This window comes from Fulvimonas sp. R45 (assembly GCF_030504985.1).
GTDB lineage: Bacteria > Pseudomonadota > Gammaproteobacteria > Xanthomonadales > Rhodanobacteraceae > Rhodanobacter_A.
Window position 1 is genome coordinate 128,910 of sequence record NZ_JASERU010000004.1, and the last position, 20,451, is coordinate 149,360.

Consider the following 20,451-nt stretch of genomic DNA (forward strand, 5'->3'; position numbering starts at 1 on the left):
TCCAGGCTGGCACAGTCGAGGCCGTCTGGAGCGGGGGCGTGGAAGGATCGTTGGCGAGATGCGCGGGCGTGCTGGTGCGGCTGGACCGCCGGCTGGGGCGGCGGGCGCAGGCCCGTGGCCGCCTGGCGGCGGGGCTGTACGAGTTCTTCTGCTTCGGCCTCAAGCAGGCCTCGGCCTGCCTGTTCGGCGGGCTGATGGTGGCGCTGCTGCTGGCCAGCTGGCGCTGGTACCCGCGCGACGCCTGGCTGGCGCGCTACGACTTCCTGACCCTGGCCGCGCTGGCGATCCAGGGCATCCTGCTGGCCGCGAAGCTGGAGAGCCGTGAAGAAGCCAAGGTGATCCTGCTGTTCCACGCGGTGGGCACGGCGATGGAACTGTTCAAGACCGCGGTGGGCTCGTGGAACTACCCGGAGCCCGCGCTGCTGCGGCTGGGCGGCGTGCCGCTGTTCACCGGCTTCATGTACGCGGCGGTGGGCAGCTACATCGCCCGGGCATGGCGGCTGTTCGACTTCCGCTTCGACCGGCACCCGCCGTTCGGCGCCACCGTGGCGCTGGCCGCGGCGACCTACCTCAACTTCTTCACCCACCACTTCCTGCCGGATGCGCGGCCGCTGCTGTTCGCGGCGGTGGCGTGGCTGTTCGGGCCGTGCCGGATCCGCTTCCGCGTCCGCCGCGCGCACCGGCGCATGCCGCTGCTGCTGGGCTTCGTGCTGGTGGCGCTGTTCATCTGGCTGGCCGAGAACGTGGGCACGCTGAGCCATGCCTGGCTCTACCCTTCGCAGCGGCACGGCTGGCACGTGGTGCCGCCGGCCAAGCTGGGCGCCTGGCTGCTGCTTATGATCATCAGTTATGTGATGGTCTCGGCACTGCACCGGCGGCCGGGCGCCGGTGGCCGCAACCACCCGGCAGCGCTACACTTTCGGGATTCTTCATCCCCGCCACCCCACGCGCAGAGGCCCGAATGTTCCCGAAGGATTGCACCATCGAAGGTTTCGACCCCGAACTGGCCCGGGCCATCGCCGACGAAGGGCGGCGCCAGGAAGACCACGTCGAGCTGATCGCCTCGGAGAACTACGCCAGCCCGCGCGTGATGGAAGCGCAGGGCTCCAAGCTCACCAACAAGTACGCGGAAGGCTATCCGGCCAAGCGCTACTACGGCGGCTGCGAATACGTGGACGTGGCGGAGAAGCTGGCGATCGACCGCGTGAAGCAGCTGTTCGCCGCCGACTACGCCAACGTGCAGCCGCATTCCGGCTCGCAGGCCAACCAGGCGGTGTACTTCGCGCTGCTGCAGCCGGGCGACACCATCCTCGGCATGAGCCTGGCGCACGGCGGCCATCTCACCCATGGCGCCAAGGTCAACCTCAGCGGCAAGATCCTCAACGCCGTGCAGTACGGCGTGGACGGCAACGGCATCGTCGACATGGACGAGGTCGAGCGCCTCGCCGTCGAGCACAAGCCGAAGATGATCGTGGCCGGCTTCAGCGCCTATTCGCAGGTGATGGACTGGGCGCGCTTCCGCGCCATCGCCGACAAGGTCGGCGCGTGGCTGTTCGTGGACATGGCCCACGTCGCCGGCCTGGTGGCCGCGGGCGTCTACCCCAGCCCGCTGCCGCACGCGCACGTGGTCACCTCCACCACCCACAAGACCCTGCGCGGCCCGCGCGGCGGCATCATCGTCGCCAGCAGGCAGGGCATGGGCGAGGCGGCCGAGGAGATCGAGAAGAAGCTGCAGTCGATCGTGTTCCCCGGCATCCAGGGCGGCCCGCTGATGCACGTGATCGCGGCCAAGGCGGTGGCCTTCAAGGAAGCGCTGGAACCGGCCTTCAAGGCCTACCAGACGCAGGTGGTGAAGAACGCCCAGGCGATGGCCAGGACCATCATCGCGCGCGGCTACAAGATCGTCTCCGGCGGCACCGAGAACCACCTGATGCTGATCGACATGATCGGCAAGGGCGTCACCGGCAAGGACGCGGAGGCCGCGCTGGGCAGGGCGCACATCACGGTCAACAAGAACGCCGTGCCGAACGACCCGCAGAAGCCCTTCGTCACCTCCGGCCTGCGCGTGGGCACGCCCGCCGTCACCACCCGCGGCTACCAGGAGGCCGACTGCGTCGACCTGGCCCACTGGATCTGCGACGTGCTCGACGCGCCGAACGACGAGGCGGTGATCGCCGCGGTGCGCGCCAAGGTCGAGGCGCAGTGCAAGAAGTACCCGGTCTACGGTTGACCTGCCGGCGTGCACTGCCCGTTCTGCCAGCACGAAGACACCCGCGTGATCGACTCGCGGCTCACCGAGGACGGCGCCACCGTGCGTCGTCGTCGCGAGTGTCCTCAGTGCGGCGAGCGCTTCAACACTTTCGAGACCGCCGAGCTGAAGCTGCCGGCGATCGTGAAGAGCGGCGAGCGGCGCGAGGCCTTCGACGAGCGCAAGTTGCGGGTGAGTTTCGAGCGCGCGCTGCAGAAGCGGCCGGTGGCCAGCGATGCGGTGGATACCGCGGTACGCGAGATCATCAACGACCTGCGCCGCAGCGGCGAGCGCGAGGTGCCGTCGCGCCAGGTCGGCGAACTGGTGATGCGCGAGTTGAAGAAGCTCGACCAGGTGGCCTACGTGCGCTTCGCCTCGGTCTACCGCAAGTTCGAAGACGTCCAGGCGTTCCGCGAGGAAATCGAGAAGCTGGAGCGCGACCTGCCCGAGCTGGAGAAGCTGCAGCTCTCGCTGCTCGGCGGCGGCGCGGGCGCCGAACCGCGCCGCCCGCGCAAGGGTTGATGGTTTTCTTCCTCTCCCCTGCGGGGAGATGGTCGGGGTGAGGGGCCAACCTCGCCCCGAGGTACGCCCGAAGCGCGCTCCAATGCCACACTATGGCCAGCCCGATCCCTGCCGCGCCCCTTCAGCGTGGCGGCGCTCTCCGGAGGAGAGAGGAAGACCCCCCATGAACTTCACCGCCGTCGATCACCTGCACATGGCGCACGCCTTGCGCCTGGCCGAACGCGGCCTGTTCACCACCCAGCCCAACCCGCGCGTGGGCTGCGTGCTCGCGCATGGCGACGAGGTCGTCGGTACCGGCTGGCACCAGCGCGCCGGTGAGCCGCATGCCGAGGTGTTCGCCCTGCGCGAAGCCGGCGAACGTGCCCGCGGCGCCACCGCCTACGTGACGCTGGAACCCTGCGCCCACCACGGCCGCACGCCGCCCTGCGCGGACGCGCTGGTCGCCGCCGGCGCGGCGCGCGTGGTGATCGCCGCCGAGGATCCCTTCCCGCAGGTGGCCGGCCGCGGCATCGAAAAGCTACGTGCCGCCGGCATCGCGGTGGAGACCGGCCTGCTGCGCGACGAGGCGCGCGAGCTGAACATCGGTTTCTTCAGCCGCCTCGAGCGTGGTCGCCCGTTCGTGCGGGTGAAGCTGGCGACGAGCCTCGACGGCCGTACCGCGCTGGCCAGCGGCGAGTCGAAGTGGATCACCGGTGCTGCGGCGCGCGCCGACGTGCAGCGCTGGCGCGCGCGCAGCAGCGCCATCCTCACCGGCATCGGCACCGTGCTGGCGGATGATCCGCGGCTGACCGTGCGGCTGGACGAAAGCCTTTCCACCGACGGGCGGGATGCAGGGGGGGCGCGAGCACCCGCCACTCACCCCGGCTCCCTTCGACAGGCTCGGGGCGGTGCTCTCCCCGGAGGGGAGGGGGAGCACTTCGTTGCGCCGTTGCGGGTGGTGCTCGATCGCGGCTTGCGCACACCGGTCGGAAGCCATGTGCTGGATGGCTCCGCGCCCACGCTGGTGCTGCATGGCGCGCAGGTGGCCGCGGCTGGCGAACGCTTTGCCCACGTCGAGCACGCGGCGGTGGCGGAGCGTGACGGCATGCTCGATCTCCCTGCAGTGCTCGCCGTGCTGGCCGAACGCGGCTGCAACGAGCTGCACGTGGAGGCCGGCCCCACGCTGTGCGGCGCGCTGTTCGCGCAAGGCCTGGCCGACGAGCTGTTGCTCTACGTGGCGCCCGTGCTGCTGGGCGACGCCGCGCGGCCGCTGCTGCGCCTGCCCGCGCTCGACGACATGGCCGGCCGCTGGCGCCTGCGCGTGGTGGAACAGCGCGCGGTGGGTCCGGACTGGCGCCTTCGCCTGCGTCCGTAGCGCGGCCGACTCCGGGCGCTTGACTTCGAGCGCGCTCGAAGTCCTAGACTCGAGCGCATGGACAGCAAGCCGATCTCGATGACCGAAGCCTGCCGGCGCACGGGCATCAGCAGCCATACGCTGCGCTACTACGAAGGCGCGGGGCTGTTGAAGAACGTCGACCGCTCGCGGGCCGGACGCCGCATCTACCGCGAACGGGACCTGCAGTGGCTGGAAATGCTGAAGGTGCTGCGCGGCACCGGCATGTCGATCCGGCGCATCCGTCAGCTGGCGGCGATGGTCGAACAGGGCGACGCCTCGCTCGAAGCGCGGATCGCATTCTTCGGCGACTGGCAGGCCGAACTCAGGCAGCAGATCACCCTGCGGCAACAGGCGTTGGCGACGATCGGAAAGAAGATCGCGCGGCACACGGCATTGCTGGAGGACTTGAAGGCGGGGCGCAAAAGGAAGCTTCCATGCATCACAAAACCGTAGTCGTCATCGGGGCCAGTTCGGGCATGGGCCTGGCGGCGGCGCGCCGTTTTTGGGAGCGCGGTGCCAGCGTCTGGATGATCGCGCGCGATCCGATGCGGCTGCACGCCGCCGCCGCAGGCATCGGGCATGAGCGCCTGCATGCGCTTCCCGCCGACGTGGCGAGCGCGGAAGGGCGCGCACGCATCCTTGCGGCCATCGAACGCATGGACCATCTGGTGTTCACGGCGGCCGACCTCGTCTACAAATCCTCGCGCGAGCTCGACGAGGCGGAACTGATGCGCGCGGTGTCCTCCAAGGTGGTCGGCCCGTACCTGCTGGCTGCGGCGGCGGCGGCGAAAATGCCCGCGGACGGCAGCGTTACGATCGTGTCCGGCATCGCCGCCGAGCGGCCGATGGTGGGTGGCAGCGTCACCGGCATGGTCAATGGTGCGATCAATGCCATGGTGCGCGGGCTTGCGCTGGAACTGGCGCCGATCCGGGTGAACGCGGTATCGCCGGGCTGGGTCGATACGCCGTTCTGGAGACAGGTCGCCAGCGACGAGCGGCGCGAGAGCCTGTTCGCTGGGATGCGCGAGAAAATCCCCACCCGCAGGATCGGCACGGTCGAGGATGTCGCGCAAATGATCGAGGTCGCGGCGTGCAACCGCGGCGTCAGCGGCAGCACGCTTTGCGTGGATGGCGGGCAGCGGCTGGTCTGAGCCGTCGTGCCACCCGCTTCCGGCTGAACGGGGCACGACACGCTGGCCGGCGGTGACGACGCTGAAACATGGAGGGCGTTCGATGGACGGACCTGATGCGTCCCGCCGCCGTGGTGCACTTCGGCCTGCTGCCGCACGCGGTAGCCGTATTGTCGCCTTGCGTGGCCGGCCTGTGCGGCGCGGCCGCCTTGCCGCAGCGCTGGCGGCCGCGGGGCGCGGTGCGGCTGCCGCTGCTGTGCCTGGTCAAGAGGCCGGCAGTCGCGTCTGGGTCGTGAACGGGCGTTCGGCGCTGGGCCAGCGGGAAAGCGATGCGGCGGTGGCGGCCAGTCTCGGCGTGCTGGGGCGGCCGCGAAGATCCATGTCGCTGGACCGGGAGATCACCGTGCTGGAATTTTCGCCGCCGGCCGGTTGAATCGCGCCATGGTCCGGCAGCAACGCGCGGTTCGCGGGCGTGGCCGCTTCGCGCGGCCAGGTGGTCGGCCGGTTGCGCTGCGCCCCCGCTCCGGCCGGGCGCGGATCGATCCACGCCCTGGCGACGATCAGTCCAGCCAGGCGGGAAACCGCGGCAGGGCGGCGATGTCGCGTGGATCGTGCGGTATCACGACCCGCGCGTGTTCGCGTGCGGCGATCGCCTCGAAGCGCCGCATCGACGCCAGCGTCTGGGCGCGGTCGGTGTTGACGCGCGGCACGCGCCGGAACTCGCGGTTCCCGCGGCTGTGGTACAGGTCGCCGGCCAGCAGCACCGTGCCGGCGTGCGGCAGGCGCAGTTCCAGCACCTGGTGGCCGGGCGTGTGGCCGGGCATGAGGAGGATGCGCACGCTGCCGTCGCCGAACACGTCCGCGTCGCCGTCGATGATGCGCTTGCGCGCGGTGCGCCAGGCGGCGACCGGCGCCAGCGATTCGAACGGCGGGGGCGCGTGGCCGGTCGCGGCATCCAGCTCCTTGCGCTGCAGGATCCAGGTGGCCTTGCCGAACAGCCTGGCGTTGCCGGTGTGGTCCTCGTGCCAGTGCGAGAACGCCAGGTAGTCGATGTCCGCGGGCTTGAGGCCCAGGGCCTTCAACTGGTCGACCAGCTTCACCCGCACCGTGCCGCGGATGCCGGGCGCCAGCTCGATGCCGCCGGGGTGGTCGGCGACGGCGTCGCCGAGCCCGGTGTCCCACAGCAGCGTGCCTTTCGGATGGCGGATCAGGAAGCACGGCACCGACATCGTGCCGGGCTTGCCGTCCAGCGCGCCGCTGTCGTCGAACATGCGCATGTCGCGGAGGTCCAGGCGGCCGCAGTCGAGCACGTAGAGGCGGATGGCGGGCGGCGCCACGGCACCGTGGGCGAAGGCGGCGAAGGCAAGCAACAGCAGCGGCAGGATGGTGCGCGCGGTGCGGCGCGGTGCGGGGAACTTCATGGCGACGTCCTCGGGGCCCTGGAATGACCTCTCAGCGGTTGAAGTCGATGGCGAGCTTGCCGAAGTGGCGGCCGGCGACGAGGTGCTCGAAGGCTTCGCGCAACTGGCCGAAGCCGTAGACGTGGTCGATCACCGGCTCCAGGCGCGTGGCCTCGATGGCCGCCACCATCCGCTCGTGCTCCTCCAGCGGCGCGACCGAGATGCCCTGGATGCGAACGCGCTTCAGCACCACCTTGGACAGCGGCAGGGTCGCCTCCATCCCGCCGAGCCAGCCGAGCACGCCGATGAAGCCGTGCATGCGCACCGCCTCCAGCGACTGCGGCAGGGTGGCCGCGCCGACGGTCTCGATCACCGCATCCACGCCGGTGTCGCCGGTGGCTTCGCGCACCAGCGCGCCCCACTGCGGGTGCTTCGCGTAGTTGATGCCGACGTCGGCGCCCAGCGCCTTCGCGCGCTCCAGCTTGTCGTCGCCGGACGAGAGCACGATCGCGCGGGCGCCGCGCAGCCTGGCGAACTGCAGCGCGAACAGGGACACGCCGCCGGTGCCGAGCAGCAGCACGGTCTGGCCGGTGGTGATGCCGGCCAGCTCCAGCGCCTGCCAGGCGGTGAGCGCGGCGATCGGCAGCGTGGCGGCCTGCAGGCTGGTCAAATGGGCTGGCGCGCGCGCCAGCGAGTACTGGTCGAAGCAGGCCAGCTCGCGCATCACGCCGGGCCCGGGGCCGCCGATCTCGGCGCCTTCCCATTCCGGTCGCATCGCGCCGGCGATCCAGCGCGACTTGTAGAACGTGGTGACGCGGTCGCCGGGCTTGAAGCGGGTCACCGCCGCGCCGACCTCCACCACCGTGCCGGCGCCGTCGGACACCGGCACGATGGGCAGCGCCACGCCGCGGTACAACTGGCCGTCCACCAGCATCCAGTCGCGGAAGTTGAGCGAGGCGGCCTCCATGCGCACCAGTACCTCGTCCGGGCCGGGGTGCGGGGCGGGCAGGTCGACCTGTTGCAGGTGGTCGAGGCCGAAGGCGGAAAGCTGGATGGCACGCATGGTGCGACTCCGTGGTGGGGATGCGGGTATGGTCCCGCCGTCGGCGGCCTGTGATAATCCGCACGAATGGATGATCTTTTGTTCACACAATGAATCAATCCTTCGAACTCACGCCTGCCCGCCTGCGCGAACTGCGCGCGTTCGCCGCCGCCGCGCGGCGGCTCAACTTCTCGCGCGCGGCGCTGGAGGTCGGTTGCACCGCGTCGGTGCTGAGCCGGCGCGTCGCGGCCCTGGAGGAAGCGGTCGGCGCGCGGCTGTTCCTGCGCACCACCCGGCGCATGGCGCTGAGCGCGCGCGGCGAGCAGTTGCTGGCGCAGTGGCAGCGCATGGAGTCGGTGATGACGGAGCTGGCCGCCGGCCTGCGCCCGCCGGACGGCGAACTGGCGGGCCGGTTGTGCGTGCACCTGCCGGCCAGCTTCGGCCGCCACCGCATCGCGACGCTGCTGGCCGGGTTCATGCGCGAGCATCCCGGGGTACGCATCGAGGCGGTGTACGACGACGCCTACGTCGACATGGTGGCCGGCAAGGTCGACCTGGCCGTGCGCCTGGGGCGGCTGGCCGACGTGCGGCTGGTGGCGCGCCGGGTGGGCACGATGCGCGTGTTCCCCTGCGCCTCGCCCGACTACCTGGCCTCGGCGCCGCCGCTGCACGACCCGGTCGACCTCAAGGCGCACCGCTGCATCACCTTCGACGGCTACCGCCGCGGCACGCTGTGGTCGTTCAGCCGGCAGCGCCAGCGCCGGGCGGTGCGCATCGACCCGGTGCTGGTATGCAACGATGCGCAGGCCATCCGCGACGCGGTGCTGGCGGGCGTGGGCATCGGCCTGCAGGGCGACTACATGGCCGATGGCCTGGTCGCCGAGGGACGGCTGGTCGAGTTGTTCCCGGACTGGCAACTGCCATCCTTCCCGATCCACCTGCTGTGGCTGCCGGGGGCGGACCGCACGCCGGCGCTGCGACGTCTGATCGATGACCTGGCCGAAGCGCTGGCGCCGGCCTGAAGGGCGTGGTGGTAGACTCCCGTCGCCGGTTTTCCGGCAGACAACCAACGACGTCTTCAGGGCGGGGCGGAATTCCCCACCGGCGGTAGGTCCTTCGGGACGAGCCCGCGAGCGCCTTCGCCGCACGGCGGAGGGTCAGCAGATCCGGTCGAACGCCGGAGCCGACGGTCAGGCCATCCCGGTTCGCCGGGGCGGTCCACAGTCCGGATGAAAGAAGACGGTTCGGCGCATGGCGCGCATCGCCGTGCGTCGGCCTCATGCCTTGGGGCGTTCTCGCATGCCACTACGCGGAGAACGTTTCATGATCCCATCCATCGCACGCCATGCGGCCACCTCCACCGGGGGGGCGCGCTGATGTTCACCGGCATCATCCAGTCCGTGGGCCGCATCGCGCGGCTCGAACCCCGCGGCGGCGACCTGCGCCTGCACGTCGATACTGCCGACCTCGACCTGGCCGATGTGCAGCTGGGCGACTCGATCGCCGTGTCCGGCGTGTGCCTCACGGCGGTAGCGTTGGAGGCGCGCGGCTTCGCCGCCGACGTCTCCAACGAGACGCTGTCGCTCACCACGCTGGGCCAGCTCAAGGCCGGCGACCCGGTGAACCTGGAGAAGGCGCTGCGCCTGGCCGACCGGCTGGGCGGGCACCTGGTGTCCGGCCACGTCGACGGCCTCGGCAAGGTGGTCTCGGTGGCGCCCGACGCGCGCTCGCAACGCTGGACCTTCGAGGTGCCGGCGAACCTGGCGCGCTACATCGCCGCCAAGGGCTCGGTGTGCATCGACGGCACCAGCCTCACCGTCAACGAGGTGGCCGGCCACCGCTTCGGCGTCAACCTGATCCCCCACACGGTGGAACACACGGCGTTCCATGCGAAGCGTGCGGGTGACGCGGTGAACATCGAGGTGGACGTCATCGCGCGCTACGTGGAGCGGCTGGTCGGCGGCGGCGAGGTGCCGAAGCTGGACGAGGCGTTCCTCAAGCAGCACGGCTTCGCCTGATTTTTGCCCCTCCCCCTGCAAGGCAGGGGAAGGCTGGGAGGAGGTGAGGCTTTTGACGTCGAGATCAGGAGCGAACCCCGCCCCGGCCCTCCCCTGCAAGCAGGGGGGGAGAACAGCCTCCAAGGAATCCCCATGGCATTCAACACCATCCCCGACATCCTCGACGACATCCGCGCCGGCCGCATGGTCGTGATCCTCGACGACGAGGACCGCGAGAACGAGGGCGACATCGTGATGGCCGCGCAGATGGTGCGGCCGGAGGACGTCAACTTCATGGTGCGCGAGGCGCGTGGCCTGCTGTGCCTCACGCTCACCGAGCAGCGCACGCGCCAGCTCGGCCTGCGTCCCATGGTCAGCGACAACACCTCGCCGTACCACACCAACTTCACCGTCTCGATCGAGGCGGCCGAGGGCGTCACCACCGGCATCTCGGCACACGACCGCGCGCGCACCATCCAGGTGGCGGTCAAGAGCGACGCGAAGCCGCAGGACCTGTCCCAGCCCGGCCATGTGTTCCCGCTCACCGCGCAGCCGGGCGGCGTGCTCACCCGCGCCGGCCACACCGAAGCGGGCTGCGACCTGGCTGCACTGGCCGGGCTGGAACCGGCCGCGGTGCTGATCGAGATCCTGCACGAGGACGGCTCGATGGCGCGCCGCCCCGAGCTGGAGGCGTTCGCACGCAGGCATGGCCTCAAGATCGGCACCATCGCCGACCTGATCCGCTACCGGCTGGAAACCGAGAAGACCATCCAGCGCGTGCACGAGGAAGACGTCGAGACCGAGTTCGGCCCGTTCCGGCTGGTGGCGTACCGCGACGCGATCCGCCGCGGGCTGCACTACGCGCTGGTGCGCGGCACGGTGGACGACGGCGCGCCGGTGCTCAGCCGCGTGCACGTGCGCAACACCCTGTCCGACGTGCTGCACCTCAGGCGCGACGACCTCGGCCTTACCGTCACCGGCGCGCTGCGCCGCATCGCCGACGAGGGGCGCGGCGTGTTGCTGGTGCTGTCCGGCGAGGACACGCCCGAGGCCTTGCTCGCCCGGCTCAAGGGCCAGCCGGCGACGCTGGCGCCGGAGGACGCGCAGCAGCAGGAATGGCGCCAGCTCGGCCTGGGTGCCCAGATGCTGGCCGATCTCGGCGTGCACAAGCTGCGCGTGCTGGGCACGCCGCGCAAGCTGGTGGGCCTGGGCGGCTTCGGGCTGGAGGTGGTCGAGCACGTGTAGGGGCCGGACAGCCCTTCGACTCCGGCCCTTCGGGCCTATGCTCAGGACGAACGGTGGAAGAGGTTGTTCACCCTGAGCGTAGCCGCAGCGGCGAAGTCGAAGGGCACCCGCCTCCCGGCTGTTCTACGATGCCCACACGATGCCCACCACCGCCGCCACCCCCATGCCGCCCATCCGCCTCCGCCTGATCGCCCCGTCCGGCTACACCCCCGATCCCGCCGCGATGGCGCGCGGCGTGGCCCGCCTGCGCGCGGCGGGCTTCGCGGTGGAAGGCGAGGAGGTGCTGCAGCGCGCGGAGCTGCGCTTCGCCGGCAGCGACGCCGAGCGCGCGGGCGACATCAACGCGCTGGCGACGGCGGCCGACTTGCCCGGCGTCGCCCTGGTCACCCGCGGCGGCTACGGCGTGTCGCGCCTGCTCGGGCACCTGCATTACGACGCGCTGCATGAACGCCTCGCCGGCTCGGACCTCGCGCTGGTCGGCCACAGCGACTTCACCGCGCTGCAACTGGCGCTGTACGCGAAAAGCGGCGTGCGCAGCTTCGCCGGACCGCTGCTGGCGGACCTCGGCGCCGAGCCGGCGGACGAGGCCACCTGGACGGAATTCCTCGGCACGCTGGGCGCCGCCTCCCGCCGCGTGGCGTGGCCGGCCGGGGACGCGGCAGACGCGGACGTGCACGGGCCGCTGTGGGGCGGCAACCTGGCGGTGCTGTGCAGCCTGCTGGGCACGCCGTACTTCCCGCGCATCGACGACGGCATCCTGTTCGTGGAGGACATCGCCGAGCCGCCGTACCGCATCGAGCGGCTGCTGTACCAGCTGCACCTGTCCGGCGTGCTGGGCCGCCAGCGCGCGCTGGTGCTGGGCGATTTCATCGACTGCCGCCCCGGTCCGCGCGACAACGGCTACGACCTGGATGCCGCGTTCGCGCAGCTCGGGCGCATGGCCGGCGTGCCGGTGGTGCGCGGCCTGCCGCACGGCCACGCGGGTCGCCAGCTCACCCTGCCGTTCGGCGCGCCGGCGCGGCTGCGCGTGGCGGGCGGGCAGGCCACGCTGGCGTTCTCTGGCTATCCGCATTTCGCCGCGCTCCACGCTCCTCCCGCCGCCTTGCAGGGAGAGGCTGGGAGGGGGTAGGCAGGCTTGCCGCGAGGTTGGGCAACCCCTCCCCCAACCCTCCCCTGCAAGCAGGGGAGGGAGCCATGGCTCCTCCGCAAAGCCCATGGAAGAGGCCGCGGCAAGCAGGCTTCCGTGCAAACCCGTAAAATGGCCGGTCCGCATGGGTTTCCGGCCCATCCAAGGAAACATCGAGACATGAACATCATCGAAGGCGATTTCGCCAAGCCCCAGGGTCGCTTCGCCATCGTCGCGGGCCGCTTCAACGGTTTCGTGGTCGAGCCGCTGGTGGCCGGTGCGCGCGACGCGCTGGTGCGCCACGGCGTGCAGGACGACGACATCGACCTGGTGCGCGTGCCGGGCGCATGGGAGATCTCCCTCGCGGCGCACAAGCTGGCGACGTCCGGCAAGTACGCGGCAGTGATCGCGCTGGGCGCGGTGATCCGCGGCAGCACGCCGCATTTCGACTACGTCGCCGGCGAATGCGCCAAGGGCCTGGCCAAGGCCGCGCTGGACGGCGGCGTGCCGGTGGCCTTCGGCGTGCTCACCACCGACAGCATCGAGCAGGCCATCGAGCGTGCCGGCACCAAGGCCGGCAACAAGGGCGCCGACGCCGCCGTCGCCGCGCTGGAGATGGTCAACCTGTACGGGAAGCTGTGATGGGCGCCCCGCAGGGCATCGACCTGGCCGCGCGCTCGCGCGCCCGCCGCCGCGCGCTGCAGGCGCTGTACGCGTGGCAGATGAGCGGCAGCCACATGAACGCGGTGATCGAGCAGTTCCGCCACGAGCAGGACATGGAAGTGGCCGACCTGGAGTATTTCCAGGACCTGCTGCGCGGCGTGGAGAAGCACGTCGACGCGCTGGACGCGAAGCTGCGCCCGCACCTGGACCGCGAGGTGGCCCAGGTCGACCCGATCGAGCGCGCCGCGCTGCGGCTGGGCGCCTACGAGCTGGCGTACCGCCCCGACGTGCCGTACCGGGTGATCCTCAACGAGGCCATCGAGGTCACCAAGCGCTTTGGCGCCGACCATGGCCACAGCTACGTCAACGGCGTGCTGGACAAGCTGGCCGCCGAGCTGCGCGCGCCCGAGAAGCGCGGCTGATGGACGCCGGCACCCAGGTGCCGGTGCTGGAAACCGCACGGCTGCGCCTGCGCGCCCATCGCCCCGACGACCATGCCGCCTGCACCGCGCTGTGGGCCGACCCGGAGGTGGTGCGCCACATCGGCGGCCGCCCGTTCACCGCCGAGGAGACCTGGCGCCGCATGCTGGCCTCGCGCGGATTGTGGAGCATGCTCGGCTTCGGCTACTGGGCGGTCGAGGAGAAGGCTGGCGGGCGCTACGTGGGCGACGTCGGCTTCGGCGACTTCCGCCGCGAGATCGAACCCTCGCTCGCGGGCATGCTGGAATGCGGCTGGGTGCTGTCGCCGCAGGTGCACGGCCGCGGCTACGCCAGCGAGGCGGTCGCCGCGGCCACCGCCTGGGCCGACGCGCATCTGCCGGGCATGCGCGCCGTGTGCCTCATCGAGGAAGGCAATGCCGCCTCCATCCGCGTGGCCGGGAAGGCCGGCTTCCGCGAATGGCGGCGCACCACCTACCACGGCGGCGCCGCGCTGATATTCGCCCATTGAGCCCCAGGCTCACCGGGCCGGGCAATCGCGGCTGTTGTCGGCGATGCCGGCGATCAGCCAGCGGCCGTCCACCCGCGCCAGGTTGAACACGTCGGTGCCGCAATGGTGCGGCTTGCCGTCGAGCAGGAAGACGTAGGGCGCCCACACCACCGCGATGTCGTCGTCGACGCTCACCCGCGGGTCGCGGATGCGTTCCTCGATGCGCGCCTTGCCCGGCTTCACGTGGTCGACGAACTCGCCCAGCGCGAGCTGCACCGGCTTGCCGTGGCGCATCAGCGTGGCCATGCCCGCAGGCAGCACCTGCGCGCGCATGCCGGCCTGGTCGTAGCGCGACATCGCGGCGAAGAAGGCGTGGACCGGCGCCAGCACGGCCGCGTCGCCGCTCGTGCTCGTGGATGACGTCGCCGCCGCCAGCACCGGGGCGGCGAGGAGGGTGAGCGACAGGACGGCGGGATGCAGACGGATGCGACGCATGGCGGCAGGCTCCGGCGGGAAAGTGGCGCCAGCCTCGCATGCGCAGGGCACCGGCGCATGCGCCGCAGGTCACGGGCTTGCGCCGCGCGCCCGCGGATGCTCTGCTCTGGAGCCGCCTCGCCGCCCAGGACCGCCATGGAATTCCGCCTGATCGACCGCATCCGCGAACGTACCGCGCAGGGGCGCGAGGACGTGCGCCTGGGCATCGGCGACGACGCCGCGCTGCTGGCCGTGCCGCCCGGCATGGAACTGGCGGTGGCGGTGGACACCCTGGTCGAGGGCGTGCACTTCCCGGTGGGCACCGCGCCGGCCGACCTCGGCTGGAAGGCGCTGGCGGTGAACCTGTCCGACCTCGCCGCGATGGGCGCCACGCCGGCCTGGGCGCTGCTGGCGCTGACCCTGCCCGACACGCTGGCACCGGCGGCGCGCGAGGCCTTCGTGGACGGCTTCGCCGACGGCTTCGCCGCGCTGGCCGGGCCGCAGCGGCTGGCGCTGGTGGGCGGCGACACCACGCGCGGCCCGCTGGCGGCCAGCGTCACGGTGCACGGCTTCGTGCCGGCAGGACAGGCGCTGCTGCGCGCCGGCGCGCGGGCGGGCGACGCGGTGCTGGTCACCGGCACGCTCGGCGACGCGGCGGCGGGCCTGGCGTCGTTGCAGCAACGCGCGACCGACCCGCGCGCGGCCGGGCTGGTCGAGCGGCTGAACCGGCCCACGCCGCGGCTGGCGGCCGGGCTGGCGCTGCGCGGCCGCGCCGGCGCCTGCATCGACGTGTCCGACGGCCTGCTCGCCGACCTCGGCCACGTCTGCGCGGCCAGCGGCGTGGGCGCGGAGATCGAGGCCGCGCTGCTGCCGCGCTCGCCCGCCATGCTGGGTCTGTTCGACGAGGACGCCGCGCTCGATTTCGCGCTGGCCGGCGGCGACGACTACGAGTTGTGCTTCACCGTGCCTGCCCAGCGCGTGGCCGAGGTGCAGGCCGACCTGGCGCGGTCGGGCTGCGGCGCCACGCGCATCGGCCGCATTGTGGCCGGCGAGGGCGTGCGCGTGCGCGGCGCGGACGGCGCATGGCTGGAAACCGCGCGGCGCGGCTGGGATCATTTCGCCGCATGAACGCCCCCGTCGAACGCAGGAACATCACCGCCACGCAACGCCGCGCGCTGCTCGCCATGCCCGCCGGCTGGATCGCCTGCGGCCTCGGCTCCGGCCTGGCGCCGGTGGCGCAGGGCACCTTCGGCTCGCTGGCCGCGATCCTGCCGTGGCTGCTGCTGCGCGAACTGTCGCTGCCGCTCAACCTGCTGGTCATCGCGCTGGGCTTCGCGCTGGGCGTGTGGGCCTGCGAACTGGCCGGCCGCGCGCTGGGCGTGGACGACCACCGCGCGCTGGTGTGGGACGAGTTCGTCGGCCAGTGGATCGCGCTGCTGCCCGCGCTGCTGGCGCCGTGGTGGGCGGTCGCCGCCGGCTTCGCGCTGTTCCGCCTGTTCGACGTGTGGAAGCCGTGGCCGATCCGCGTGCTCGACCGCCGCCTCAAGGGTGGCCTGGGCGTGATGGCGGACGACGTGGTCGCCGGCGTGTTCGCCGCGGCGGTGCTGGCGATCGCGCTGCATTTGCTGCGCTGAGGCCCCTATTCCACGCAGCCGAGACCGCGCAGGGTGGTTTCGACGGCCTGCCGCAGCGGCGTATGCGGTTCCGCCCCGAGCCATGCGACCAGGCGGCGGTTGTCCAGTTGCAGCGGCTCGCGCCACAGGTAGCGCATCTCGCCCAGTTCGCGCATCAACACCACGAACGGCGCGGCCAATCGCGTCATCCACCACGGGAAGGCGCGCAGCGGCAGCGTGGCGTTGCCGCTGGCGTCGCGCACGGCGGCGAGCAGGGCGGCCTCGTCCACGTGGTGGCCGGCGAAGTGGAAACGGGCGAAGCGTTCGAGTTCGCCCTCGCGCTCCAGCAGCCGCGCCATCGTCTCGCCCACGTCGGGCAGGTAGGCCCACGCGTGGGGCAGGCCGCGGCGACCGGGATACAGCAAGGCGCGCACGCGGCGGCTCGGCTTGACCATGGCCGCGAACCAGTTGTTGCCCGCACGCGGGCCGAAGAAGTCGCCGCAGCGCAGGACCAGGCTGCGCACGTCGCTGGCCTCGGCCAGCCGCCGTTCCATCGCCGCGCGGATCGCGCCCTTGCGGGTCAGCGGCTGCTGGGGATCGTCCTCGGCGAGCAGGGGAAAGGCATCCGGGCCATAGTTGTAGACCGTGCCCGGCAGCACCAGGCGTGCCGCGTTGGCGCGGGCCGCGGCGAGGCTGTGGTCCAGCATCGGCAGCACCAGCTTGTCCCAGTCGCGGTAGCCCGGCGGGTTCACCGCGTGAACCAGCACGTCCACGCCGGCGGCGGCCCGCGCCACGTCGTCGGCGCGCATCGCGTCGCCTTCGCGCCAGGCGATGCGCGGATCGAGGCCGGGACGGGCGGCGTTGCGCACCAGCGCGCGCACCGCCCAGCCGCGCCGCAGCAGGGCCGCGGCGATCGCGCCGCCCGCGCCGCCGGTGGCGCCGAGGACCAGGGCTGTCTTCGAGGTGTTCATGGCCTTACTCGCTGGTTGGGTGGAGCCAGCTTGGCGTGGAACGGCATATTTGAAAATTGCCCAACATCGAACATCTGCTATAAACAAATGCATGGATGCCGATGAGCCCGGCTGGGACCTCTATCGCTCCTTCCTCGCGGTGGCGAGCGAAGGCAGCCTGTCCGCGGCGGCGCGCATGCTGGACATGACCCAGCCCAGCCTGGGTCGGCACGTGCGGCAACTGGAGGCGGCCTTGGGCGTGGCCCTGTTCACGCGCTCGCCGCAGGGGCTGGCGCTGACCGACGTGGGCGCCGAACTGGCCGAACATGCGTGCGGCATGGCCGCCGCGTCGGCCGCGTTGCGGCGTGCGGCCTCGGGCAGCAGGCAGGCGGTGCGCGGCGTGGTGCGCATCACCTGCAGCGAGGTGATCGGCGGCGAGGTGCTGCCGGCGATGCTGGCCGACCTGCGCCGGCGGCAGCCGGGCATCGTGGTCGAGCTGTCGCTGTCCGACGCCGCCGAAGACATGCTGCGCAAGGACGCCGACATTGCCGTGCGCATGCTGCGCCCCGGCCAGTCCGCGCTGGTGGCGCGGCGCGTGGGCGCCATCGGGATCGGGCTGTACGCGCATCGGCGCTACCTCAAGGCGCACGGCACGCCGCGGGTGATGGCCGATCTGCATGGTCACGCGCTGATCGGCTTCGACCGCGAGACGCCGGCCCTGCGCGCGATGCGCGGCCGCGTGCCGGGCGCGGAGGTGTTCGCGCGCCGCCACTTCGCGTTGCGCACCGACAGCGCGCTGGCGCAACTGGCCGCGCTGCGCGCCGGCTACGGCATCGGCGCATGCCAGCACGCGCTGGCCCGGCGCGAACGATCGCTGGTGCACGTGGTGCCTGCGTTCGCGCTGGATCTGGACACCTGGCTGGTGATGCACGAAGACCAGCGCGCGAACCTTCGCGTGCGACGGGTCTACGACCACCTGTTCGAGGCGCTGGCGGCCTATGCGGCCGAGGGCGCTTGAGGCGCGCTCATTTCTCGTCGTGCCCCGGCCCGTAGCGGCGATCCGGCCCGCGATACGCCGCCACGCGCGCGAGCCGCGGCGTGCCGTAGGCGAATTCCAGCAGCACGCGCAGCCTGCTCGTGCGCACCGGATCGAAGCGCGCGAGCTTCTTGTGGCCGATCGTGGTGCCCCAGGCGAGCGGCTGCCAAGCGCCGCCGTCCCAGCGTTCCACGCGGTAGTTGGCGATGTTCTGGCCGAGGGCGATCGCCTCGCCGAGTTCCAGCGTGTCGAACTCGACCGCGCGGGGCAGCGCGATTTCCAGCCAGCCGTCGTGCGCGTCGGCGGCTGCGCTCCAGTGCGTGTCGGGGTTGGCGTCGAGCACGGCCGGTGCGGCCTCGCCGCTGCTGGCACGCACCGTGGCGCCCTGCAGCAGGTCGGTGGCGAACAGCGCGGTGCGCTTCGCCGCGAAGCCCTGCAACGAGGCGATGTCCTCGGGGTCGAACAGGCCGTCGCGGTTCGGCGGCACGTTGAGCAGCAGCTTGCTGTTGCGCCCCACCGAGCTGAAGTACAACTCCATCAGCGCGTCGGGCGACTTGACCTCGCCGTCCTGTTCGGGATGCCAGAACCAGCCGGGACGGATCGACACGTCCGATTCGCCGGGGCGCCACGCGCTGCCGTGGGGATCGCCGTGGCCGAGCAGGCCGCCGACCCACGGGCGGTCGTAGCCGGGGTAGGGCACGCTGGCCGGGTCGATGCTGGACCAGCAGGTTTCGCCGGCCACGCCTTTTTCGTCGCCGATCCAGCGCACGTCGGGGCCGGCGTCGGAGAACATCACCGCGTCGGGTTGCAGCCTGCGCACGGTGGCGTGGATGCGCGGCCAGTCGTAGGCCTGCCTGCGGCCGTTCGGGCCTTCGCCGTTGGCGCCGTCGAACCATACTTCCACGATCGGGCCGTAGCGTGTGAGCAGTTCGGTGAGCTGGGCGATGTAGTAGTCGTTGTAGGCCTCGCCGCTGCCGTAGGCCTTCGCGTTGCGATCCCATGGCGACAGGTACAGGCCCGCGCCCAGCCCCTCGGCATGGCAGGCGTCGGTGAATTCGCGCACCACGTCGCCGTGGCCGTCCTTCCACGGGCTGGATGCCACCGAGTGCTTCGTGGTGGCGGTGGGCCACAGGCAGAAGCCATCGTGGTGCTTGGCGGTGAGGATCATGCTGCGGAAGCCGGCCTGCCTCGCCGTGCGCGCCCACTGCCGCGCGTCCAGCTTGCGCGGATCGAAAATCGCCGGCGACTCGGTGCCGTCGCCCCATTCCTTGCCGGTGAAGGTGTTCACCGTGAGGTGCACGAACATCGCCAGTTCCTCGCGTTGCCAGCGCAGTTGCTGCGGCGTGGGGCGCGGCCGTGGGCCGCCGGCGGGCAGGGACGCGGCGGTGGCGTGGTCGGGGCGTGGCAGGCCGAGCGCGCCCAGCGAGGCGACGGCCGAGCCGGCGAGCAGGAAGCGGCGACGGTCCATGCAGCGGTCCTCCGCGGTGGGTGTCATGCATCGGGACGACCACTATATTCAAATATGTCGATAACGTTCAAATATGATCGAAGTGCTGCCGTCGCGGGAGGGTTCGCACGCGCGCGACGGAGCGGGCTTGCATTGGCCCGACGCGCCGACGCAGCATGCGGATGACCGGTCGAGCAGCCGGTCGCCACGACACGCAGATGGAGTTCCCCATGCAATACCGTCGCCTCGGCCGCTCCGGCCTGCCACTTTCCGTCCTGTCCTTCGGCGCATGGGCCACGTTCGGCAAGAGCGTGGGCCGCTCGCTGGCGCGCGACATGCTGGCGCTGGCCTGGGACCGCGGGGTGAACTTCTTCGACAACGCCGAGACCTACGGCAACGGCGTGGCCGAGTCGCTGATGGGCGACGTGCTGGCCGACCTGCGCTTTCCGCGCGACAGCTGGTGCGTGTCCAGCAAGGTGTTCTTCGGCGCGCACGACCATCCGAAGCCGACCCAGCGCGGGCTGTCGCGCAAGCACGTGATCGAGGCCTGCCACCAGGCGCTGCAGCGCCTGCGCGTGGACTACCTCGACCTCTACTTCTGCCATCGTCCCGACCCGGACACGCCGGTCGAGGAAACCGTGGCGGCGATGGACCTGCTGGTGCGCCAGGGCAAGGTGCTGTACTGGGGCACCAGCGAATGGCCGGCGCAGGCGATCGACGAGGCGCACCGCGTGGCCAGGGAAAACCACCTCGCCGCGCCGGCGATGGAGCAACCGCAGTACAACCTGCTGCACCGCGAGCGGGTCGAGGTGGAATACGCCCCGCTGTACGAGGCCTACGGCATGGGCACCACGATCTGGTCGCCGCTGGCCTCGGGCCTGCTCAGCGGCAAGTACGACGACGGCGTGCCCGCCGACTCGCGGCTGGCGCATCCCGACTACGCGTGGCTGCGCGAGAGCGTGCTGGGCGAGCAGGGCGAGCGCGTGGCGAAGGCGCGCCGGCTGCGGCCGGTCGCCGACGAACTGGGTTGCAGCACCGCGCAGCTGGCGATCGCCTGGTGCCTGCTCAACCCGCACGTCTCCACCGTGATGCTGGGCGCCAGCCGGCTGGAGCAGCTGGAGCACAACCTCGCCGCGCTGGAGATCTTGCCGAAGCTGGACGAAGGCGTGCAGCGGCGGATCATGCAGGCGGTGGGGTGAGATGCGGTCGGTATGGTTGACAGTCAAATGAGAATCATTATCATCAACTCCGCCCT

24 protein-coding genes and 1 riboswitch are annotated in these 20,451 nt (G+C 71.5%); of the genes, 19 read left to right on the forward strand and 5 right to left on the reverse strand.

Annotation, left to right across the window (positions count from 1 at the left end; genetic code table 11):
- Positions 1–38 precede the first annotated feature (38 nt).
- From QMK61_RS05100 to QMK61_RS05135, 8 genes are all read left to right on the forward strand, one after another.
- The gene (locus QMK61_RS05100; RefSeq protein ID WP_302070935.1) at positions 39–1,058 is read left to right on the forward strand and encodes a DUF817 domain-containing protein; all 1,020 of its coding nucleotides are present in this window, start codon (positions 39–41) and stop codon (positions 1,056–1,058) included.
- Positions 962–2,230, forward strand: a complete 1,269-nt coding sequence (gene glyA, locus QMK61_RS05105) for a serine hydroxymethyltransferase (RefSeq protein ID WP_302070936.1) — start codon at positions 962–964, stop codon at positions 2,228–2,230. Before QMK61_RS05100 ends, glyA begins: the two co-directional genes overlap by 97 nt.
- A 9-nt stretch (positions 2,231–2,239) precedes the next feature.
- Positions 2,240–2,770, forward strand: a complete 531-nt coding sequence (nrdR, locus tag QMK61_RS05110) for a transcriptional regulator NrdR (RefSeq protein WP_302070938.1) — start codon at positions 2,240–2,242, stop codon at positions 2,768–2,770.
- A gap of 163 nt (positions 2,771–2,933) precedes the next feature.
- Positions 2,934–4,124 carry a bifunctional diaminohydroxyphosphoribosylaminopyrimidine deaminase/5-amino-6-(5-phosphoribosylamino)uracil reductase RibD gene (ribD, locus tag QMK61_RS05115; protein WP_302070940.1) on the forward strand — a complete coding sequence of 397 codons (1,191 nt, stop codon included), beginning with the start codon at positions 2,934–2,936 and terminating at the stop codon, positions 4,122–4,124.
- 57 nt (positions 4,125–4,181) lie between these two features.
- Positions 4,182–4,598 carry a MerR family transcriptional regulator gene (locus QMK61_RS05120; RefSeq protein ID WP_302070941.1) on the forward strand — a complete coding sequence of 139 codons (417 nt, stop codon included), beginning with the start codon at positions 4,182–4,184 and terminating at the stop codon, positions 4,596–4,598.
- On the forward strand, positions 4,580–5,296 hold the full coding sequence (locus QMK61_RS05125; protein ID WP_302070943.1) for an SDR family oxidoreductase: 717 nt from the start codon (positions 4,580–4,582) through the stop codon (positions 5,294–5,296). Before QMK61_RS05120 ends, QMK61_RS05125 begins: the two co-directional genes overlap by 19 nt.
- Positions 5,297–5,391: 95 nt before the next feature.
- Entirely contained in the window at positions 5,392–5,571 is a 180-nt protein-coding gene (locus tag QMK61_RS05130) for a hypothetical protein (RefSeq protein WP_302070944.1), read from the forward strand.
- A complete protein-coding gene (locus QMK61_RS05135; RefSeq protein WP_302070945.1) occupies positions 5,568–5,708 on the forward strand; it encodes a hypothetical protein in 141 nt (46 codons plus the stop codon). The genes QMK61_RS05130 and QMK61_RS05135 overlap by 4 nt, the downstream gene beginning before the upstream one ends.
- A 127-nt stretch (positions 5,709–5,835) precedes the next feature.
- On the opposite strand, the gene QMK61_RS05140 is transcribed toward QMK61_RS05135, so the two are convergent.
- Both QMK61_RS05140 and QMK61_RS05145 read right to left on the reverse strand, forming a co-directional pair.
- Complete coding sequence (locus QMK61_RS05140; RefSeq protein WP_302070946.1) at positions 5,836–6,696, reverse strand: N-acyl homoserine lactonase family protein; 861 nt, start codon at positions 6,694–6,696, stop codon at positions 5,836–5,838.
- Positions 6,697–6,727: 31 nt separating this feature from the next.
- Complete coding sequence (locus QMK61_RS05145) at positions 6,728–7,738, reverse strand: NAD(P)-dependent alcohol dehydrogenase (RefSeq protein WP_302070947.1); 1,011 nt, start codon at positions 7,736–7,738, stop codon at positions 6,728–6,730.
- A gap of 89 nt (positions 7,739–7,827) precedes the next feature.
- Between QMK61_RS05145 and QMK61_RS05150 the strand changes: the two genes are divergently transcribed.
- From QMK61_RS05150 to QMK61_RS05180, 7 genes are all read left to right on the forward strand, one after another.
- Positions 7,828–8,739 carry a LysR family transcriptional regulator gene (locus tag QMK61_RS05150; RefSeq protein WP_302070948.1) on the forward strand — a complete coding sequence of 304 codons (912 nt, stop codon included), beginning with the start codon at positions 7,828–7,830 and terminating at the stop codon, positions 8,737–8,739.
- 48 nt (positions 8,740–8,787) lie between these two features.
- Positions 8,788–8,962, forward strand: a riboswitch (FMN riboswitch).
- A 131-nt stretch (positions 8,963–9,093) separates the two neighbouring features.
- Positions 9,094–9,735 (forward strand): riboflavin synthase, encoded by a 642-nt coding sequence (locus QMK61_RS05155; RefSeq protein ID WP_302070949.1) that lies wholly within the window; start codon positions 9,094–9,096, stop codon positions 9,733–9,735.
- Between the two features lie 132 nt (positions 9,736–9,867).
- Positions 9,868–10,959 carry a 3,4-dihydroxy-2-butanone-4-phosphate synthase gene (gene ribB / locus QMK61_RS05160; RefSeq protein WP_302070951.1) on the forward strand — a complete coding sequence of 364 codons (1,092 nt, stop codon included), beginning with the start codon at positions 9,868–9,870 and terminating at the stop codon, positions 10,957–10,959.
- A 163-nt stretch (positions 10,960–11,122) separates the two neighbouring features.
- Positions 11,123–12,088: an LD-carboxypeptidase gene (locus QMK61_RS05165; RefSeq protein WP_302071171.1), complete on the forward strand. Its 966-nt coding sequence runs from the start codon at positions 11,123–11,125 to the stop codon at positions 12,086–12,088.
- Positions 12,089–12,265: 177 nt separating this feature from the next.
- Positions 12,266–12,727 carry a 6,7-dimethyl-8-ribityllumazine synthase gene (ribE, locus tag QMK61_RS05170; protein ID WP_302070952.1) on the forward strand — a complete coding sequence of 154 codons (462 nt, stop codon included), beginning with the start codon at positions 12,266–12,268 and terminating at the stop codon, positions 12,725–12,727.
- Positions 12,727–13,170, forward strand: a complete 444-nt coding sequence (nusB, locus tag QMK61_RS05175) for a transcription antitermination factor NusB (protein ID WP_302070953.1) — start codon at positions 12,727–12,729, stop codon at positions 13,168–13,170. The genes ribE and nusB overlap by 1 nt, the downstream gene beginning before the upstream one ends.
- Positions 13,170–13,697 carry a GNAT family N-acetyltransferase gene (locus QMK61_RS05180; protein ID WP_302070954.1) on the forward strand — a complete coding sequence of 176 codons (528 nt, stop codon included), beginning with the start codon at positions 13,170–13,172 and terminating at the stop codon, positions 13,695–13,697. Before nusB ends, QMK61_RS05180 begins: the two co-directional genes overlap by 1 nt.
- Before the next feature lie 9 nt (positions 13,698–13,706).
- Here QMK61_RS05180 and QMK61_RS05185 read toward each other — a convergent pair whose 3' ends face one another.
- Positions 13,707–14,171: a nuclear transport factor 2 family protein gene (locus QMK61_RS05185; RefSeq protein WP_302070956.1), complete on the reverse strand. Its 465-nt coding sequence runs from the start codon at positions 14,169–14,171 to the stop codon at positions 13,707–13,709.
- Between the two features lie 135 nt (positions 14,172–14,306).
- On the opposite strand from QMK61_RS05185, the gene thiL reads away from it, so the two are divergent.
- Positions 14,307–15,278, forward strand: coding sequence for a thiamine-phosphate kinase (gene thiL / locus QMK61_RS05190; RefSeq protein WP_302070957.1), 972 nt, complete (start codon positions 14,307–14,309; stop codon positions 15,276–15,278).
- Positions 15,275–15,784: a phosphatidylglycerophosphatase A gene (locus QMK61_RS05195; RefSeq protein WP_302070958.1), complete on the forward strand. Its 510-nt coding sequence runs from the start codon at positions 15,275–15,277 to the stop codon at positions 15,782–15,784. Before thiL ends, QMK61_RS05195 begins: the two co-directional genes overlap by 4 nt.
- A 5-nt stretch (positions 15,785–15,789) precedes the next feature.
- On the opposite strand, the gene QMK61_RS05200 is transcribed toward QMK61_RS05195, so the two are convergent.
- Positions 15,790–16,734 (reverse strand): NAD(P)H-binding protein, encoded by a 945-nt coding sequence (locus tag QMK61_RS05200; protein ID WP_302070959.1) that lies wholly within the window; start codon positions 16,732–16,734, stop codon positions 15,790–15,792.
- 91 nt (positions 16,735–16,825) lie between these two features.
- Here QMK61_RS05200 and QMK61_RS05205 point away from each other — a divergent pair, with 91 nt between their 5' ends.
- Positions 16,826–17,731, forward strand: a complete 906-nt coding sequence (locus tag QMK61_RS05205; protein WP_302070961.1) for a LysR family transcriptional regulator — start codon at positions 16,826–16,828, stop codon at positions 17,729–17,731.
- 7 nt (positions 17,732–17,738) lie between these two features.
- On the opposite strand, the gene QMK61_RS05210 is transcribed toward QMK61_RS05205, so the two are convergent.
- Positions 17,739–19,217: an alpha-L-fucosidase gene (locus QMK61_RS05210; protein WP_302070962.1), complete on the reverse strand. Its 1,479-nt coding sequence runs from the start codon at positions 19,215–19,217 to the stop codon at positions 17,739–17,741.
- 209 nt (positions 19,218–19,426) lie between these two features.
- On the opposite strand from QMK61_RS05210, the gene QMK61_RS05215 reads away from it, so the two are divergent.
- The gene (locus QMK61_RS05215; protein ID WP_302070964.1) at positions 19,427–20,395 is read left to right on the forward strand and encodes an aldo/keto reductase; all 969 of its coding nucleotides are present in this window, start codon (positions 19,427–19,429) and stop codon (positions 20,393–20,395) included.
- Positions 20,396–20,451: the final 56 nt, after the last annotated feature.

Bases quoted from the DNA above. Each gene is read 5' to 3' on its own strand.
- glyA (WP_302070936.1), top strand. From the start codon at position 962: ATGTTCCCGAAGGATTGCACCATCGAAGGTTTCGACCCCGAACTGGCC.
- ribD (WP_302070940.1), top strand. From the start codon at position 2,934: ATGAACTTCACCGCCGTCGATCACCTGCACATGGCGCACGCCTTGCGC.
- QMK61_RS05120 (WP_302070941.1), top strand. From the start codon at position 4,182: ATGGACAGCAAGCCGATCTCGATGACCGAAGCCTGCCGGCGCACGGGC.
- QMK61_RS05125 (WP_302070943.1), top strand. From the start codon at position 4,580: ATGCATCACAAAACCGTAGTCGTCATCGGGGCCAGTTCGGGCATGGGC.
- QMK61_RS05130 (WP_302070944.1), top strand. From the start codon at position 5,392: ATGCGTCCCGCCGCCGTGGTGCACTTCGGCCTGCTGCCGCACGCGGTA.
- QMK61_RS05140 (WP_302070946.1), bottom strand. From the start codon at position 6,696: ATGAAGTTCCCCGCACCGCGCCGCACCGCGCGCACCATCCTGCCGCTG.
- QMK61_RS05145 (WP_302070947.1), bottom strand. From the start codon at position 7,738: ATGCGTGCCATCCAGCTTTCCGCCTTCGGCCTCGACCACCTGCAACAG.
- QMK61_RS05150 (WP_302070948.1), top strand. From the start codon at position 7,828: ATGAATCAATCCTTCGAACTCACGCCTGCCCGCCTGCGCGAACTGCGC.
- QMK61_RS05155 (WP_302070949.1), top strand. From the start codon at position 9,094: ATGTTCACCGGCATCATCCAGTCCGTGGGCCGCATCGCGCGGCTCGAA.
- ribB (WP_302070951.1), top strand. From the start codon at position 9,868: ATGGCATTCAACACCATCCCCGACATCCTCGACGACATCCGCGCCGGC.
- QMK61_RS05165 (WP_302071171.1), top strand. From the start codon at position 11,123: ATGCCGCCCATCCGCCTCCGCCTGATCGCCCCGTCCGGCTACACCCCC.
- ribE (WP_302070952.1), top strand. From the start codon at position 12,266: ATGAACATCATCGAAGGCGATTTCGCCAAGCCCCAGGGTCGCTTCGCC.
- nusB (WP_302070953.1), top strand. From the start codon at position 12,727: ATGGGCGCCCCGCAGGGCATCGACCTGGCCGCGCGCTCGCGCGCCCGC.
- QMK61_RS05180 (WP_302070954.1), top strand. From the start codon at position 13,170: ATGGACGCCGGCACCCAGGTGCCGGTGCTGGAAACCGCACGGCTGCGC.
- QMK61_RS05185 (WP_302070956.1), bottom strand. From the start codon at position 14,171: ATGCGTCGCATCCGTCTGCATCCCGCCGTCCTGTCGCTCACCCTCCTC.
- thiL (WP_302070957.1), top strand. From the start codon at position 14,307: ATGGAATTCCGCCTGATCGACCGCATCCGCGAACGTACCGCGCAGGGG.
- QMK61_RS05195 (WP_302070958.1), top strand. From the start codon at position 15,275: ATGAACGCCCCCGTCGAACGCAGGAACATCACCGCCACGCAACGCCGC.
- QMK61_RS05200 (WP_302070959.1), bottom strand. From the start codon at position 16,734: ATGAACACCTCGAAGACAGCCCTGGTCCTCGGCGCCACCGGCGGCGCG.
- QMK61_RS05205 (WP_302070961.1), top strand. From the start codon at position 16,826: ATGGATGCCGATGAGCCCGGCTGGGACCTCTATCGCTCCTTCCTCGCG.
- QMK61_RS05210 (WP_302070962.1), bottom strand. From the start codon at position 19,217: ATGGACCGTCGCCGCTTCCTGCTCGCCGGCTCGGCCGTCGCCTCGCTG.
- QMK61_RS05215 (WP_302070964.1), top strand. From the start codon at position 19,427: ATGCAATACCGTCGCCTCGGCCGCTCCGGCCTGCCACTTTCCGTCCTG.